The sequence below is a fragment of the Thermomicrobiales bacterium genome (assembly GCA_041390825.1).
Classification (GTDB): domain Bacteria; phylum Chloroflexota; class Chloroflexia; order Thermomicrobiales; family UBA6265; genus JAMLHN01.
Window position 1 is genome coordinate 64,867 of record JAWKPF010000013.1, and the last position, 17,264, is coordinate 82,130.

General features: G+C 61.7%; 14 protein-coding genes. 2 read left to right on the forward strand and 12 right to left on the reverse strand.

What is annotated here, in order from left to right; all coding sequences use genetic code 11:
* The first annotated feature begins 224 nt into the window (after nucleotides 1–224).
* Nucleotides 225–992, forward strand: a complete 768-nt coding sequence (locus R2855_08530; GenBank protein ID MEZ4531063.1) for a hypothetical protein — start codon at nucleotides 225–227, stop codon at nucleotides 990–992.
* Between the two features lie 178 nt (nucleotides 993–1,170).
* Here the strand turns inward: R2855_08530 and R2855_08535 are convergent, their stop codons facing one another.
* From R2855_08535 to R2855_08565, 7 genes are all read right to left on the reverse strand, one after another.
* Entirely contained in the window at nucleotides 1,171–1,701 is a 531-nt protein-coding gene (locus R2855_08535; GenBank protein MEZ4531064.1) for a hypothetical protein, read from the reverse strand.
* A 71-nt stretch (nucleotides 1,702–1,772) separates the two neighbouring features.
* Nucleotides 1,773–2,738, reverse strand: coding sequence for a CorA family divalent cation transporter (locus R2855_08540; GenBank protein ID MEZ4531065.1), 966 nt, complete (start codon nucleotides 2,736–2,738; stop codon nucleotides 1,773–1,775).
* Nucleotides 2,739–2,981: 243 nt separating this feature from the next.
* On the reverse strand, nucleotides 2,982–3,533 hold the full coding sequence (locus R2855_08545; protein MEZ4531066.1) for an ester cyclase: 552 nt from the start codon (nucleotides 3,531–3,533) through the stop codon (nucleotides 2,982–2,984).
* 72 nt (nucleotides 3,534–3,605) lie between these two features.
* Nucleotides 3,606–4,160 carry an ester cyclase gene (locus tag R2855_08550; protein MEZ4531067.1) on the reverse strand — a complete coding sequence of 185 codons (555 nt, stop codon included), beginning with the start codon at nucleotides 4,158–4,160 and terminating at the stop codon, nucleotides 3,606–3,608.
* A gap of 169 nt (nucleotides 4,161–4,329) precedes the next feature.
* The gene (locus tag R2855_08555) at nucleotides 4,330–4,650 is read right to left on the reverse strand and encodes a hypothetical protein (GenBank protein MEZ4531068.1); all 321 of its coding nucleotides are present in this window, start codon (nucleotides 4,648–4,650) and stop codon (nucleotides 4,330–4,332) included.
* A 100-nt stretch (nucleotides 4,651–4,750) separates the two neighbouring features.
* A complete protein-coding gene (locus R2855_08560) occupies nucleotides 4,751–6,157 on the reverse strand; it encodes a M28 family peptidase (GenBank protein MEZ4531069.1) in 1,407 nt (468 codons plus the stop codon).
* 92 nt (nucleotides 6,158–6,249) lie between these two features.
* Nucleotides 6,250–8,409, reverse strand: a complete 2,160-nt coding sequence (locus tag R2855_08565; protein MEZ4531070.1) for a M43 family zinc metalloprotease — start codon at nucleotides 8,407–8,409, stop codon at nucleotides 6,250–6,252.
* A 461-nt stretch (nucleotides 8,410–8,870) separates the two neighbouring features.
* On the opposite strand from R2855_08565, the gene R2855_08570 reads away from it, so the two are divergent.
* On the forward strand, nucleotides 8,871–10,769 hold the full coding sequence (locus tag R2855_08570) for a peptide ABC transporter substrate-binding protein (GenBank protein ID MEZ4531071.1): 1,899 nt from the start codon (nucleotides 8,871–8,873) through the stop codon (nucleotides 10,767–10,769).
* A 48-nt stretch (nucleotides 10,770–10,817) separates the two neighbouring features.
* Here R2855_08570 and R2855_08575 read toward each other — a convergent pair whose 3' ends face one another.
* The 5 genes from R2855_08575 to R2855_08595 form a co-directional block, all read right to left on the reverse strand.
* On the reverse strand, nucleotides 10,818–12,146 hold the full coding sequence (locus tag R2855_08575; protein ID MEZ4531072.1) for a hypothetical protein: 1,329 nt from the start codon (nucleotides 12,144–12,146) through the stop codon (nucleotides 10,818–10,820).
* Nucleotides 12,147–12,151: 5 nt separating this feature from the next.
* A complete protein-coding gene (locus tag R2855_08580) occupies nucleotides 12,152–13,783 on the reverse strand; it encodes a PQQ-binding-like beta-propeller repeat protein (GenBank protein ID MEZ4531073.1) in 1,632 nt (543 codons plus the stop codon).
* Complete coding sequence (locus tag R2855_08585) at nucleotides 13,770–14,321, reverse strand: sigma-70 family RNA polymerase sigma factor (GenBank protein MEZ4531074.1); 552 nt, start codon at nucleotides 14,319–14,321, stop codon at nucleotides 13,770–13,772. Before R2855_08585 ends, R2855_08580 begins: the two co-directional genes overlap by 14 nt.
* Nucleotides 14,322–14,559: 238 nt before the next feature.
* A complete protein-coding gene (locus R2855_08590; protein ID MEZ4531075.1) occupies nucleotides 14,560–15,630 on the reverse strand; it encodes an ABC transporter permease in 1,071 nt (356 codons plus the stop codon).
* The gene (locus tag R2855_08595; GenBank protein MEZ4531076.1) at nucleotides 15,631–16,665 is read right to left on the reverse strand and encodes an ABC transporter ATP-binding protein; all 1,035 of its coding nucleotides are present in this window, start codon (nucleotides 16,663–16,665) and stop codon (nucleotides 15,631–15,633) included.
* Nucleotides 16,666–17,264: the final 599 nt, after the last annotated feature.

Here is a 17,264-nt window from a genome sequence, read left to right on the forward strand (position 1 = left end):
CCATGCCCGGTTGGTCGATTCCGAACCATGTAGCAAGATTGCTCGGCGCCGAATTTCGGCGCCGAGCGTCTCTTCGCGGCATGCGATAGTAGCGCGCGTTGTCTCGATCGTGGTAAATCCTTCCGATTCGACGCGATCGCGGAAAGCACGAAACAGGGGTAGCGCGTGACCGAACCGAAGGGCTTCCCCGCACGCCCAGAGCACCCGGGGTTGGATCGATGACCATGGATGACATCCCGCTTTGGCTTCTCTTCATTGGCACGGTGGTCATCGTGCTGGGCATCATCGAGCTGGGGTACCTGGTCGGCAAGGAAGCGCGCCGCAGACGAGAAGAGGAGAAAGAGGCTCCGGTTTCCGCTATCGCCGGTACGGTGCTGGCCTTGCTGGCTTTCGTTCTGGCATTCACCTTTGGCATCGTCTCGAATCGATATGACACCCGCCGGGAGCTCGTTCAGGAGCAGGCGAACGCGATCAGCACCGCCTACGATCGAACGGATTTTCTGCCAGAGGCGATGGGCAACGAGTCGAAGGATCTCTTCCGAACCTACGTCGACACCCTCATTTTTGTGAGCAACGCCGACAATATGGCCGATCTCCCGGCCAAGATCGGCGAGCTCGAAGCCATCCAATCACAACTCTGGGAAATTGCGGTGGCGAATGTGCGCGCCGGCGACAATTCCGATATCTCTGCGCTCTATGTCGATTCGCTCAACCAGATGAATGAGGTGTTTGCCACGCGGGTGACCGTTGCCGTGGAGTCGCGGTTGCCGAACGAGTTATGGATCATGCTCTACCTGCTGGTTGGCTTTGCGATGTTCTCGGTGGGGTACCAGACCGCGATAGCCAACTCGCAGCGGACCTGGGTGCTCGTCGCGCTGGCATTGTCGTTCTCGATCGTGATCGTGCTGATCGCCGCGCTGGACAATCCGGAGCGTGGCTATATCGCCGTCTCGCAACAGCCATTGCGCGAAGCGCTTTCCAGAATGACCTGAACCTTCCCCACATGCGCGTCTGCCATACCGCGCGGCAGACCTGGGCGCCAACCAACGCACATGCGGAGAAAGACCGATCCGGGGGCGGAACCCGGATCGGTCGCGCGTCGCCGTCTTGCCGGCGGCGTGGAAGGTAGCGGCGCGGACCTGGACGCGCGCGCCGCCGGAATGGGGTTGCCTAGAAGCGGCCCATGCGCCGGGCGGCGCGGCGGTCGCGCCGGTGCATTCCCGCAACCGAGACTGGCGAGAGCGGGCGCCCAATGACATCGATGAAGAGCGCGGATTCTCCGCCGGCGGCGGGCATATCGCCGTCGAGAATGTCGACGCCATAAGTGAGCGTGGTCCCCGACAACTCGGGATGCGTCAGCACGACGACCACGTCCTGGACGTGATCGGATTGGAAGATCGAGAGCACAGCATTCGGCGGATTGGAGGCGAAGCTGTCCTCCCCTTGTCCCCACGAATCGATGAACTCGCCGGAGGGAATGTGGCCGGTGACGCGGTCGGGCCGGTCGGAGAACATGAGCGCGGTCGGTGTGAGACCGTGCAGGGTCAGAACGCCGTCGGCGTAGGACATACCGGACGCGGTTTGGACGAATAGCGCTTCGATTTCGTCAGGTCGTGCAGTGCTGATGGGATCAGCGGCCATGGTGAGAATGCCTTTACTGGTTGGACGTCGATCGCCCTTGCGATCGGGAATGCTCTGCATCCATTCCTACTATCTGGTGTACGGCGCGGGAGGGCCATGGCGCAAAGGATGTATTTGGCCTGGGGTCCCGGTCAGTCGATCCAGCCACGGCGTTTGAAGGCGTACCAGATCGCTCCGCCAACCAACACCATGGTGACCACCGAAACGAGATAGCCAATGTAGGGTGAGACACTTGGCTCGCGGGACAGGCTGATACCCAGGATGGTGGGAAAGAGGGCGACGGCTGTGAGGATGATCGACCAAACCGTCAGCAGCTTGAGAATGCGGTTCAGATTGTCGGATTTGAGCGATTCGAAGGTCGTCAGGATGTCGGGCAGGAGACTCAGATCCTGGTCGATCTCATCCACCGCGCTCTGCAGTTTGTGCTTGATATCGAGCGCTCCGTCTTGCAGGTCCGGATTGAGCACGAAGGGGTTTGGCGTCTCTCGCGAACCAATGAGCGTGGCCTCCGGCGCGATGACCCGCCGCAAGGCGATCAGTTGCCGGCGGAGCTGGTAGAGGTCGGCGATCGCCTCTTGCTGTTCCTGTTGCAAGACACGTTCTTCGAGTATTTCCACCCGCTGGCGAACTTCTTTGACGACCTGTAGGTAGTGATCGGCGATGGATTCCAACAGGGCAAAGACGATGGCTGCAATCTCGACACCATAGCGCCGCAGGGCGCGGTCGACGTGCTCGGTTACTTGCGCGATACGCGGCGAGGCGCCATCGAGCACACTGATGAGATAACGAGTCGAGAAGAGCAGCACGCCTTCCCGTTTCTCGAGTTGGGACGTATCGTCCGACAGCGTGACATCGTAGAAGACCGTCAGCATGTATGTCTGAAACCGTGAGGCGCGCGGTCCGATATGCGTACGGGAAAGATGCTCGGTTGCAAGCTCGCCGAGTCCCAACAGATCACTCAGGAATTCGAGATCTTCAGGGTTCGGCCGTCGATCGAAGTGAACCCAGACGGAGGCGTTCTCGTCGCGATACGCCCGCGCGAGCTCGTCTTCCGCGCGCGCGCGGGCGATCGATCCGTTGGCTCGAATGATGAGCATGTGAACCATGAGCGCGATCTCTGATGCACGAGCGGCCGGCCACCGTTGCCGAGACAACCTTCGCCCCAGACTGCCGAAATGGCTATGCCGCGAAGGATGTATTCACAGGCGGACGGATGTGAAAGCGGTTTTGGGTGTTGGATTTGCCGGTTTGGGCTTCTGCTCGAATGCTGAGCGAAGAGCGCCTGGACAGTTTGTCCAGACGCTCTTCTGATGAACCAGAGACTGGGATGGCCTCAACGATCAGGCGGCGGGGGTGGCCTCCGCTTCGGGCGCGATGGGAATGAGCCCCATTTGCTCGAGGCGGCCGAAGTGATCCGCTTCCGACCAGCTCTCGGCCACGAGGCCACAGTCGAGCCGCATGATATTGATGCCCGTCCAGGTGACCGTGTCCAGCGAACCTGGAACACCCATGAAGTCGCCTTCCTGGATGCCGATGGCGATCCAGCGGATGATAACGGTGTCACCCGCGAGCCAAACCTGGTCGATCGTGCCGCGAACTCCCGGGATGGCGGCAAAGAAGGCATCGAGGGCGGCTGCGAACTCTTCGGAGCCTTCACTATCGACGCCGATGCCCCAGTGATGGATGGCGTCCGGCGTGTAGAGGGCGGTGACCTGCGCGGAGTCGTGCGAGTTCCAGGCCGTGAAGTAGGCAGTCGCCCAGGCGGCCGCTTCCTCTTCGGTCAAAGGCGGGCAGGGAGTTGCGTCCTGGGCAACAATCTGAGAACTGCCAAACAATCCTGCGCATGCACATATGGTGAGCAACGCCGCAATCGATCGGTAAATTGTCCGCACCGGTGACCTCCTTCGAACCTTTTGTCGCTACGAGCATCCGGCGTACCGGGCTCATCCTCGGGACCACGATGTTCAGGAAGTGGGCGTGGCTTCCGCATCGGCGCCAATGGGGATGAGTCCCATTTGCTCGAGGCGGCTGAAGTGATCGGCCTCTGACCACGTCTCGACCACAAGCCCACAATTGAGCTGCAGAACCTTGATACCGGTAAACGTCACGGTATCGAGTGAGCCGGGTACACCCATGAGGTCGCCTTCCTGGATGCCGATAGCGATCCAGCGGATGATAACGGTGTCGTCCGCGAGCCACACTCTGTCAACGGTGTAGTGGAGGCTGGAAAAAGCGGCGAAATACGTTTCGAGCGAGGCGGCAAGCTCTTCGGAGCCTTCGCTATCTGCGCCGATACCCCAATGATGAATACCGTCGGGCGCGTAAAGCGCGGTGACCTGGGCAGGGTCGTGCGAGTTCCATGCACCGAAGTAGGTGTTTGCCCAGGCGACGGCTTCTTCCTCCGTCATGGGAGGGCACGGCGTTGCATCCTGGGCGGTCGTTCCGCGCGCCACCATCGGCACGGCAACCACTGCCAGCAAGAGGGCAAACCCGACCGAGTGAGAGATGAAACGTGTCACCGTTGGCTCCTTTCATCTTCCGACGCGTGTGACCGGCGCATTTCGTCTGCGCAAGCGGAAAACTTGGGTGCTTCCCCATTCTACGGGAAAACGACGGTGGTGTCCGCACTCGGGATGCCGGCTGCGATTTCTGGCATCTCAGCGTGGCGATCGCGATCGACCGAACCAGCTACATGGATTGCCTGACGACAAGGCGGTTCGGTTCGACCGAGACGATTTCCATCGAGATGTTTCCGATGCGGCTGCCGGGAAGCTCGATCTGGAGCCGAGCGGGCGCCTCGAAGACCCAACGTCCGCGGATTGTCTCCATACGGTCGGTGGGTCCAATGCCGTAGTACACAGCTTCTCCGTCTGGCAACAGCTCGAATCCTGCTCGACCCCGTGCCGGGGGAAGTGGATAGGTCGCCGGTCGATACACGGTCAGGTCTGCCTGGTCTTCCTCCTGGGCGCGAACCCAATGCTGCAGCGTGTCCCGCGGTGGCGATGACATGGGTGTTCCTCTCACATGGCCGAGCAGATGGCCCTCGTGCAATTGGTTTGGAGTTGAGTTTTCACGCTGATTCGTGGCTTCTGTCGACTTCTCCAGCCAATTATGGTTTATCGAGCGACTCCCAATCAGTTGTCGAAGGCTGCCACGACGAGCCGTCCCACCACTTGTGGTAGACGCGGGAGTCTGTGCCAGTGACAAAGAGGTCCAGGCGATCGGCACCCCAGGCGACAACCGGTCCAGACACTGGAGCGATGTCGGGGGATTCAGTCGCCAGACCAACAAGCGATGCAATCGTGGCAACGTTCATCCGCAAGATCTCGACCGCGAGACTGTTGTCGATGTGGACCAGCGTGTCGTTCGCGGTATGAACGTTGGTGTTTGCCGAATCAGAACCCTCGATGGTAAGTACCGCGGGTATCGCGGCATTGATGAATGGCACATGATCGCTCGCAAATGGGTTGAGCGATGTCTCCACGATCAGACTGGTATAGGTCGAGGCAGCTGCCGCCAACGCATCCATCACCGTCTGTGAGATTGCCGCGCCTTCGAGCAGTACGGTTGGTGAGGCCGTATTCCGGGTGCCGATCATGTCCATGTTGATAACTGCTCGTATTCGCGCGCGTTCGGCGGATTGGAGTGTGCTGACGTACTGGATGCTGCCATGCAGTCCTTGTTCCTCTCCGCCGAAAAGAATGAGCCGCAGGTCATGCTGATACGGTTGCCCGGCAAGCACCCGCGCGATTTCCAGCACGCCCGCTGACCCGCTTCCGTTGTCATCGGCCCCCGGCGCCGGCGCGCTGATACCCCCAGCCGCGTTGATCGAATCCAGATGAGCGGTGACGATCACCAGATTGCGAGTTCCGACACCATTTCCGGGTCGATCGGCGACGACGTTCAAGCTTGTGCCCGCGCCAACCGCAATCGTCTGCAACTGGACGCTGTAGCCCAGGAGGCTCAGTTGGTTCTGAGCCCAATTGGCGGCGTTGGTGAACTGGGTCGTCAACGAATGCCGGGTGCCAAAACCCACCAACGTATCCAGTGCGGAGCGGAAGGTCGAGGGGGAAACGGCATCCACCACGTGCTGGACCCGTTGATCTGCCGCACGGCGGTCGCCCTCGATGGTTCTGAGGACTGCCGTGTCGACCGGGATTGGGCGAACCACCCAGCAATCGCCAGATCGATCGGTCAGCCGCGCAAGCTGTTGGGAATCGAGATCGACGATCAGGTGGCGACCCTTGTCGACCACGACTGGAACATCGGGGAATTCGCGCTGAAACGAGGCTCCAACCTGGATGACAAGCGCGAGTCGGCCGCTCGATTGATCGAGGGCGCCGCTGGCGATGGCAATGCCGGTGTTCCGGGCGTGGCTTCGAAACGCCCTGCGGTCATCCGTGTCGGACCAGATCACCGTGCGGTCCGCAAGCTGAGTCCAATGCAACGGGGCGACGTCCTTGCCGGCAGCGGCGCGAAGCTGGGCCGGGGTCTCGGAGATCACAAGATAGAGCATCAGGATCGATCCTCCGGCGATCGACATCGGGAAACGCTGACGACGGCGCGCCAGCGGATCCCGATGTCACGTTCGCAGTGTCCGACAACCCGCTAGAAGTCGGAAATCGTGCCGCCCAGGTACTCCCAGTCGGTCACCGACGGGCCCCAGGCGGAGCCGTTCCACCACTTGTGCCAGAGCGCGTGGTCGGTCCCGGTGACAAAGAGGTCGAGTCGGTTAGCACTCCAGGCAACCGCTTCTGGCCGACTCGTGCAGATGCCGCCCATGTACTCGTAGTCGACTACCGACGGGCCCCAGGCCGATCCGTCCCACCACTTGTGCCAGACGGCGTTATCGGTACCGAGCACGAAGACGTCGAGGCGATCGCTGCCCCACGATACGACCCCTGGTTCGCCGAGACAGGTGCCGCCCATGTATTCCCAATCGGTTACCGACGGTCCCCAAGCCGCCCCATCCCACCACTTGTGATAGAGGGCATGGTCAGTCCCCAGCACGAAAACATCGAGCCGGTTCGGGCCCCACGCGACGACGCGTGGCGGACTGGAACAGGTCCCGCCCATGTACTCCCATCCGGTTACCGACGGGCCCCAGGCCGAGCCATCCCACCACTTGTGGTAAAGCGCGTTGTCCGTGCCGAGCACAAAGACATCGAGCCTGTTGGACCCCCAAGCGACGACTTCTGGCCGGCTGGAACAGGTTCCGCCGAGCGACTCCCAACCAGTCACCGACGGTCCCCAATTGGACCCATCCCACCATTTGTGCCAGAGCGCGCTGTCGGTCCCCACGACGAAGACATCGAGCCGATTGGGTCCCCATGCGACGACTTCGGGCCGACTGGTGCAGATTCCGCCGAGTGACTCCCAATCAGTCACCGACGGTCCCCAACTGGACCCATCCCACCATTTGTGCCAGAGGGCGCTGTCGGTTCCCAGGACGAAGACATCGAGCCGATTTGGTCCCCACGCAACGACTTCGGGCTGGCTCATGCAGATGCCTCCCATGTACTCCCAATCGGTCACCGAGGGTCCCCAATTGGACCCATCCCACCACTTGTGGTAGAGGGCGCTATCGGTCCCGATGACGAAGACATCGAGCCGGTCGGAGCCCCAGGCCACGATTGGTCCCGAGGCAGATGGCGCGCCGCCGACCTGGCCACTGCAGATCGAAGCGCGCGGTCCGGCGAGGCAAGCCTGCATCCTTGCGACCTGCCCTTGCGTGAACATGACCATGACCGGGTCGTCGACATAGTCCATGTAGTTCATGAACAGGTCACCGTTCGGTCCGTTGTTGCAGCTTATCTTGGGAAATGTCGGGACGCCGACATTCGCATCCCCCTGGTTAGGTGTGTCCGAGACCTGGTCGGTACCGGTACAGGCGCCACCATCGTCGCCCCAGATATGGAAGAGGTCGAGCCAGTGCCCGATCTCATGCGTCGCAGTGCGGCCGAGATGGAACGGCGGGCTCGCTGTTCCAGTGGTGCCGAAACCGGTATGGGTGATGACCACACCGTCGGTGGCGGCCGGACCGCCCGGGAATTGCGCGTATCCGAGCAAGCCACCGGAGAGCTGGCACACCCAGATGTTCAGGTAGCGGTCTGCTGGCCACGCATCGGAGCCTCCCGTGGCGCTGGATTTCACCTTGTCATCGTCGACAAACGACGTCTGATTTGTCCGTGTTCGCACGATGCCGTCGGTTGGGCTCCCGTCTGGAGCTTGCGTGGCGAGAAAGAACTCGAGATTTGGATTGCCGATCAGTCCTTGAAATGCGCCAGGTACGGTCGAGATGTCTGGATTGAGTATCTGAAAGTCGCGATTCAAGACGTCGATCTGGCTATGAATCTGGGCATCGGAGATGTTCTGATCCGGCTGATTCCAGACGACATGCACGACGACCGGAATACGGCATCCTCCTGCCCGCGCCATAGAACTCAATGTATCGTCGTCGGCTCGAAGGAACTCGAGCGTTGTTTGCTCGATTTGAGCGCGCTCTACCGCGTACCGTGGCACGGTTCGCATCAAGCGGGCATGGACATCCATCGTCGCGCACGATCGATGGGTGGGGAGGTCTGCGCGCTGCGTTCCGCCCATGCCTGTCCGGGAACCGCCCGCGCCCATTCCGGTACCCGCGCCGCTCGAAGGCATCTCCATGCCCGAGCCGCTCGAGCTCATGCCAGTGCCTGCGCTGGCTGGACCCATCCTCGGTGGGTTCATGCCTCGCTTCTTCTTGTCCTGTGATCGTGGGGAAGTGTTCATGAAGGCCTCCATGGGGGTAGTGTGAAGAAAGGGGAAGGACCCACGGCCTGCCTGGAAAAACCAGGCAATTTCAGTATCTCTCCATTCCTTGCAATGTCAAGCCAGTTATGACTATTTTGTAGATGTATTGCATGCGTGAGAATATGTTTTGTGCATGTATTCCGTTTCTCGGCGAAAATCGCGCGGAGCGCATTTCTTGCACATGCCGTCGAACTCGAGACTGTCGAACCTGCAAGCCTCTCGGCCAAGCAGACCGCGGCGGCGGCGCCTGGATGATCATCTCAGGGAACGGAGCGCGGCGTTCTGGCGCCGAACGGATTCCCCTCCCCGGCCGCCTAACGGCACGATCGTCATGACCTATTCCTCACAAAATTTACGTAGACATCGGGTTGGGGGTCTGGGACAATGATGGGCATCCACACGAAGCCATTGTCAGGTGCGTTTCCAACTCGAGGTGCGCCATGGTCCAACAGGGCAACGATCTCTCCTCCATCTACCAGGCACTCTGTCGTGGGGAAATGACCAGACGCGCGTTTGTCGTTCGGGCTGCTGCGCTAGGCGTGTGCGCCCCGCTGACGCTCGCGCTGGTGAATTCGCGACCGGCGGTCGAGGCATCCGCGCCTCATACTCCTGCCGATCGACCGTCGTTCGGCACGGAGGGACAGCTCAGGGGCAGCGGCGGTGAACTGAAAGTGCGCGAATGGTTTGCACCAAACTGCGCGGTTGCCCATCTCTGGGAGGGATTGCCGTCCGCTGCCCGGGTTTCATCTCTGATCCTGGAGCCGCTGCTGTCGTATGCCTTCGACGGCACGCTTCTGCCGACGCTCGTCACCAGGGTACCCACGCAGGAGAACGGCGGCCTGTCCGAGGATCTCACCAAGGTCATCCTCGAGTTGCGGGACGACATCGTCTGGAGCGATGGCGAGCCGTTCACCGCGGATGACGTGGTGTGGACCTGGCAATGGGTGAGGGACGAATCGACGGTGGCGACGGAAGGGTATCGCTGGGAGCCCATCCGGAGCATCGAAGCGGTCGATGCCACGACAGTCGAGTTGACCTACGCGCAACCCAACCCGGCCTGGTTCGACCCGATAGCTGGCTCCTACGTTGGCGCCATCGTTCCCCGACACATTTGGATCGACGGGATTTCGGAAGCGGTCAATGCGGAGTTCGCGACCAATCCGATCGGCACCGGTCCGTACAAGGTGGAAGCCTTTGTTCCGGGCGAATATGTTGCGTGCACGATCAATGACCGCTATCGAGAGCCGAACAAGCCCTATTTTGCGTCGGTTCGCTTCCAGGCCGGCGGAGACACCGCGTCTGCCGCGCAGGCGGTCTTGCAGGACGGCAATTGGGATGTAGCTTCCGGCCTGATTGGGATGACTGCGAATTTGCAACAGATGGAAGTGGAGGGCGGCAAGGGGCGCGTGATTGCGGGATCGCCAACCGCGGTCGAGCGCATCTTGTTCAACTTTTCCGATCCGCATCGGGAGATCGAAGGCGAGCGGTCGAGCCTGGCCGCTCCCCATCCTTTCCTGACCGACCAGGCCGTACGCCAGGCCATGGCTCTGGCCATCGACCGGGAGAAGATTTCTCGTGAAGCCTTTGGAGCTGACAAGCTCGCGCAACCGACGGCGAACATTCTGTCCGGCATTCCTGCGCTCGAGTCGCCCAATACCTCCTACACCTTCGATCTGGAGGCGGCCAATCGTTTGTTGGACGAGGCAGGATGGGTCCGGGATGGAGACAAACGGTCCAGGGATGGAATCAAGTTGGCCGTGTCCTATTACACGTCGGTGAGCGGCCTCACGGTGTTCAAGCGGTGGCGCGCGGAAACGCAGGAAGTGGTCAAGGCTGGCTGGGAAGCAATTGGCATCGAGGTCGAGCCCGGTCAGGTGCCAGGGGATGTCTTTTTCGATCCCGACCCGGAGAATCTTCTGTCCTACACCCACTTTTATTGCGACATCGAAATGTTTTCGAGTTCGGTAATGTCGCCACTTCCGCTCGATTATTTCCAGGACTGGTATGCCGGCATCGACAACCGCAATGTCGCGCAACAGGCGAACGACTGGCAAGGATTCAACCTCCAGCGGTACGTCAACCCGGAGTTCGACGCTCTGTATGATGAAGCGGCGGCCACCACCGATCCCGAGCGCGCGGCCGAGCTCCTTGTTCAGATGAACGACCTGATCGTCAACGATTTTGTGGTCGTGCCGCTGATCGCGCAGCCGGGTGAAATCGCCGCGGTGAGCAATCGGCTCGTAACGGAGAATGTCGCTCCCAGCACGTGGGAGCCGCTCTTCTGGAATATTGCCAATTGGCGAACGGTGGATGACCAATTGGCCACGCCCGCGAGCTGACTCACTGGACGGCGCACGGACCATCCGCAGCGAGAAACCAGGCGTGGGCTACGAGATGTTTCGTGGCGGCGGCGGGGTTGGGAGCGCCGCCGGAGCGGCAGGAGTCCCCTCCGCGTCGGTGTCCGGGGGATCCGGTGTGGCCACGAGTGAGAAGATCCAAACCGTGGAGGCAAGCGTTTCATCGGCCTGATACGAGACATTCGCTCCGGGTCCGGCCGCGCTGGTGTCGTCAGCACGCAGAACCCCGTGATTGTCGATGAGCTGGGAACGCAGCCCGCTCGCGGCGCGCATACGCACCTCTCCCCATGATCGGGTGATGTCGATCTCACCACTGGCGACCCAGGCAAGCTCGATTCCGCCCACCTCTGGGTTGGCAATCGTCGACTCGGGCAGTAGTTGAGCCCGGCCGAACGACAAGGTCAGGCGATCTCCGGTTTTCTTCAACTCGATCCCGCTCCAGAGGGTCGTGTGCAGATCCGCCAGCAGCGAACCTTTGGGGCGAGTTTCGCCGGATATCGACGGCCCGAATTCGAGCGCGATCAGCGCGGCATTCTGATCTCCGGCGTCCCACATGCGGAACGTTGCCCCGGCGGGCACAAACACTGCGTCCATCTGACCGAGCGCCACGACCGCTCCGGCTTCGACTGGCGCCGGGTCGGCGACGCGGCCGCGATGTTGCTTCCAAATCATGGCTGGGATGGACGCTGGATCGGTGACCTCCAGGAACGCATCGCCCGATAGATCGATCAGCAACAGGTGTCCGAATCGGCTGGCAGTCGGTTCGTGGTCGCCCAGAAGCGGGATTTGCCGCACGCGGGCGGCCAACGTATCCAGTGCAACCGGCAACGTGAGCGAGAGAGCGGGAAACGTATCCAGTTGCCCAGCCAGAACTGCGGACGACCAGCGCTCCACGATCAACCCGCGCTCGATCCGCAGCAGATCCAATCGGCCGATGAGCTCGTGCGGTTCTACGACGATCCCCGCGAATTCGGTCCGCGCGGCATGATTCCAATCGAGGGTGACAGAGGCAGCAGTACCGCTGATTGGCGTTATTCGCGGTTCGATTCGAAGACCGGGAAAATGCTGCTTGATGGCATCGAGCTGTTGGAACAGGCTCTTTTCATTGCCAGTGGCCAAGCCACCGGACTGATGGCTCACAAACGCCGGGTGGAGCATCTTGCGTAGCGCGTCGTCGCTCCCACTGTCGAGATAGTCATTCATCCCCTGGTAGAACGCCAGCGTCGTTGCCTCCACCTGAGAACTGGGAACCGATTGGATCGAACGCAAGCGAACCGGATCAAGCGACCAGAGCTGGGCGAGGGCGAATCCGCTGAGCAGCGCCAGCATCAATGCAACGGCGGTGGCTCGGTGATACATGTGGATCACCTCCCATTGGAGCCCACAAGCGCCCAAAGCGTGGCGGCGATGGCCGTGCTGTCTTCGAGCGAGGTGCCAATGTAAAGCGCGCCGTTGACGACGATTGGGGACGCGGCAACCTGACCGGTGAGCTCGAGTTGCTCACTCCAGAGCACGGAGCCATCGACTGCCGAGAGCGCCGTCACACCAAATTCGGTATCGACGACATAGACCGTGGTTCCCACGACGACCGGAGAACCGTTCACACTTGCATGCTCGGTGCTCGCTTGCCACAGCACCTGACCGGAAGCGCCATCGAGGCAGATGACCATGCCAGACGCAGCAACTACGTACACCCGTCCACCCGACACAGCCGGAGAGGAGTTCAGTGGCAGATCTGTGTCGATCGGCGTTCGCCAAAGTTCTTCACCCGAGATGAGATCGAGTGCGTAGATCGTGCCGTCGAGCGTGCTTCCGGCATAGACAGATCGGCCGGTAATGGCGGGTCCGGATTCGAGCGATGGCATGGCGAACTGCCATCGCGCCGCACCGCTCTCCATGTCGAAGGCAACGAGCTCTGGTTGTCCAGCGCGATCGTCACCGGCATGCCAGCGTTCCTCGCCGGAACGCCGGTCGAGGGCATAGAGCGTGAACCCGTCCGCGGGTTGTCCCACCAGGCCGCTGCCAACGACGACCGTGTTCTCCTGGACGGCCACATGGATCGGAGACTGGTACGAGGTTGTCGCGATGATGACCAGATCGCCGATCACCACCGGTTCCGAGGTCCAGCCGGTTTGCAGGTCGCGCCGCCAGTGCTCCTCGCCGGTTTGGGCATCGAGGGCATAGACGACTCCCCCTGCATCGCCGGCATAGACGATTCCCCCCGCAACGGCTGGGGCCGCACCCGTCGGATGCTCGGTCGGGAATTGCCAGCGTTCGGCGCCAGTCGTGGCGTCGATGGCAATGATGGCGCCCTGATCTGCGGTGGCGCCGATGGGGTCCGACCAGTTGGTTACGAAGAGGCTGTCGCCGACCACCACTGGGGCGCTGATGCCGTCCCGGCCCGCTACGAAACTCCAGCGCACCGTCAAATCGCCTGTAACCTCAGGGCCGGGCATGACCCCGCTTCGCGCGGCGTTGCCGCGATCCATCGGCACGTCGAGCGCCGACGAGGGCGCCAGGATGACACGTGTGGGTTCTGGCCCCGCGTGGCGTTCGACCACGTGATAGATCGTCATCAGTGAAACGACGATCAGCGCCGCAGCCACCAGCGATGCCAGCACCCACTGCCGGGCGCCTCCGTGTTGGTCGAGCCGGAGCGATTGCCTGGATACCGTGCGCGGAGAACCGATGCCGTTGCGCTGAGAGCCGCCCGAATCACGCGGTAGGGGGACCAGCGTTCCACGGGATACCGCGTTCGGGGCCGAGACTGCGCCCACGGAGTTCAGAAATTGCGTTTCGAAGGTGCGGGAGAACTCCGCGGCCGCCGGCTGCGCGTCATCGAATCGCTCGAGCCACGCGATGGTCTGCGCCAGCGTTGGGTCGATGTCCCTATCCGCATTCGGGCGCCCGATCCCCAGGTTGCCGGTCACGAGGTCGTCCCAGTAGCGCGCAACGCGATTCGATTCCGATTCCGATACCGGCTTATCTCTCCACATGACCTGATCCTTTGGCGGAGTCGATACCCGCGAGTGTTCTGAGCTGAAGCAGCGCCCGGTATTGCGCTGCTCTGATCGCCTGGTGGCTCTTGCCCAGAATGCTGGCGATTTCCTTGTCGGTCAGTCCTTGCAACCGAAGTTCCACGACCTCGCGTTGCAGATCGGGCAGCTTGTCGAGTAGCTCGGTGACCCGCAACATCTCGGTGGCTGCGATCGCCTGGTCTTCGGGCGATGCTGCTTCGTCGGCAATCTCCTCGGCCCAGTCGATCGAGGCAGACTGTTTGGATGACCGGTAGGCGTCGACGATGACGTTGTGCGCGATGGTGAAGAGCCAGGAGTGGAAGCGATCCCGGTCCTTGCACGACTTCAGATTGGCGAAGGCCCGCATGAAGGTGGTTTGCGCGGCATCCTCGGCGGATTCGCGGTTACCGAGGCAGCGATGGCAGTAGCGGTGAACGGGATCCCGGTACCGCTGGAAGATCTCGAGGAACGCCGCTGGTTCGGCCAATGCCCGCTCGACCAGCTGACGGTCCGTCATTTCGGCATCTCGAGGGCGATCGATGGCCATCGTCCGTGCCTGCAGCGTGCTCACCCGAGTGCTCCGAGACTGCTACCAGATACATACCGTTCACAGGGATAGACTGCAAGCGCTCCGATTTGTGACGCAGGGGAAGCAGGCAGCACGCGGCAGGCAGCACGCAGAACGAGCCGGCAGCCGCGTTCGTCTCCCTGGACTCCGGGCCCCGGACTCCGGACTCTCGACTCTGGCCTCTCCCCTACACCGAGCGGGCGTCCCAGCGGAAGAAGCGGATCGCGATGAGGACCGAGACCAGGGCGGTGGCGCCGAGGATGACCCAATCCATCCAGATGGCGTCCAGCCCCTTGCCGCGGGTCATGACTTCGCGCAGCGCATCGACCAGATAGCGCAATGGGAGCAGCTTGGTGATCGGAGCCAGCCAACTCGGGGCGGAATCGATATCGAAGAAGACCCCGGAGAGGAAGAGCATCGGGAAGGTGATCAGATTGGAGTAGCTGGCCGCAGCTTCGACATTGGGCGCGATGCTGGAAACGGCGAAGCCAATGGCCAGGAAGGCAAGCGAACCAATGAAGATCGACAGGACCACCAGCAGGATGCTCCCCTGGATATCGACATCGAACAGGAAATGTGAGATCAGATAGAGGATCAGCGCCTGGGGCACCGCGACGATGAGTTGGGAGATGACCCGGGCGGTGATGAAACTGGAAAGCGGGAAAGGCGTGATCTTGATCCGGCGCAGGATGCCCCGCTCGCGGAAGGTGACGAACGAGGTCGAAAGCCCGATCACGCCGGCGTTCATGATCGACATCGCCAGGATGCCCGGGAGCAGAAAGTCCATATAGGAGATGTCGAGCGTTTCGACCGGTTGCGCTTCGATGGTGACCGGACTGGGACCCTGCGCCATCGAGTTCAGCACCTGGGTGATGGCGTTGATCGAGATTTGCGCGTTCGGCCCGGCGGCTTCGTCGTAATAGAGCTGGACGGTCGGAAAGCCGCCGCCTGCAGGTTCGTCGCCAAAGACGAGCACGACATCGCGGTTGCCGTCTTTGAGCTCATCCAGCTCGTCTTGCGTGTCTTCGCTGGTGGTAACCGAAAAGATATCGGTGTGTGACAGAGCCTGCGCGACCGCGGAATGGAACTCAGACGGGGCGCCGGTGAGCCCAACATCGGAGTTGAACTGATCGTTGTTGAAGACCGTGCCGAAGACCAGGATGAAGATAACCGGGAAGACGAGATTCCAGAAGAGCGCGGTGCGGTTGCGCACCGTCATCTTCAGGAACGACGTGATCATGGAAAGAAACGAGGTCATCTACGCCGCCTTTCTCCGTTGCCAGAAGCGGCGTTTGGGTTCGGTGTCATCGACATCGGTTTGCTCGGCCTCGGGTTCGAACGTGCGGCCGGTGAGCGTCAAGAAGACATCTTCCAGCGATGCCTGGTTGCTGCGGAGCTCGGTGAGCTCGACATGGTTGGCGCGGGCGGCTTCCAGGAGACCGATCAGGGTGAGCTGCGGGTTGTCGCTGCGGAGCTCGAGCTGATCGCCATTGACCGACACATCGCGGGAACCGGGGATCTCCCGTAGTTGGCGCTCATCGAGCGCACCGTCCCGCATGCGGGCGGAGATGGTGGCCTCGACATCGATTGCCTCGATGAGGCCAACCGGCGTATCGAGCGCGATGATCTTGCCGCGGTCCATGACTGCAATCCGGTCGCAGAGGATTTCCGCCTCTTCCATGTAGTGCGTCGTAAGCACGACCGTGGAACCCTGGTCGCGCACGTCGCGCACGGTTTGCCAGAGCTCACGGCGCGCGCCGGGATCGAGCCCGGTGGTTGGTTCGTCGAGGAAGACCACCACCGGATCGTTGACCAGCCCAAGCGCGATCGAGAGGCGTTGCTGCTGGCCACCGGAGAGCTGATTGGCCTGAGCGTTGCGCTTGTCGAGCAGGCCGACCATGCCGAGCAAGTGTTCCACCCGCGCGGGTGAGGAATCGACGCTGTAGAGATCGGCGAAGAGCTTGATCAGCTCGGAGGCGGTCAGATAGTCGAAGAGCGCGGTGGTTTGCAGTTGTACGCCAATGGCGCGGCGGACCTCTTCGGTTTGGCTCCGCGTGTCATACCCGGCGACCATGATGGTGCCGGCGTCGGGTTGGCGCAGGCCCTCGATCATCTCGAGGGTGGTGGTCTTGCCAGCGCCGTTCGGTCCGAGGATGCCGAAGATTTCGCCCGACAGGACGGTGAGATCGACGCCATTCACGGCGGCCAGCGTTCCGTAGCGCTTGACGAGGCCGTTGGCTTCGATGATCGGCTGACCGGCCGGAATGTGGACGGATTGGGTCACCCTGGACATGAATTCGCCTTCCGTGTCGACGCGGCAGTGCGTACCGGATCGCTCCATCGACCGCCAACGATACCGTCTTTGGCGTGATGCGACAGGATACGATCAGGAGAGCGCCAGGAGGATGATATGGCGAGAGCATCGAGACGGTTGGTGCAGGAACGGGATGGATACCGGTGCACGATCTGCGGCAGCCACGAGCAACTGGAGGTGCATCACATCGTGCCGCGGCGGTTGGGCGGTTCGAACGATCCGGAGAATTTGGTCACGGTGTGCGCGGCGTGTCATCGGCGCATGGACCGGGAATCGTTGGAGCGGGATGGGAGCGGGCACGGCGCTCCGTGGGAGGCTGGGTTGCGGGGGACGAGAGATTCCTCGGCAAGCTCGGAATGACGGGGGCGGCAAACTCGGAATGACGGGGGCGGCAAGCTCGGAATGACGGGAGGGGGTGTGCGCGGCATGACGGGGCGGCAGGCTCGGAATGACGGAGGGAGGATGCACAGATATACGTAGTGATTGTCGCGAACGAGACAGGGAATACGTGTTTTTGCCGATGGTGGGCAGGGGTGAACGGGCGCATGATGTGATCAGTGGGGAGAGGAACGTCTCTC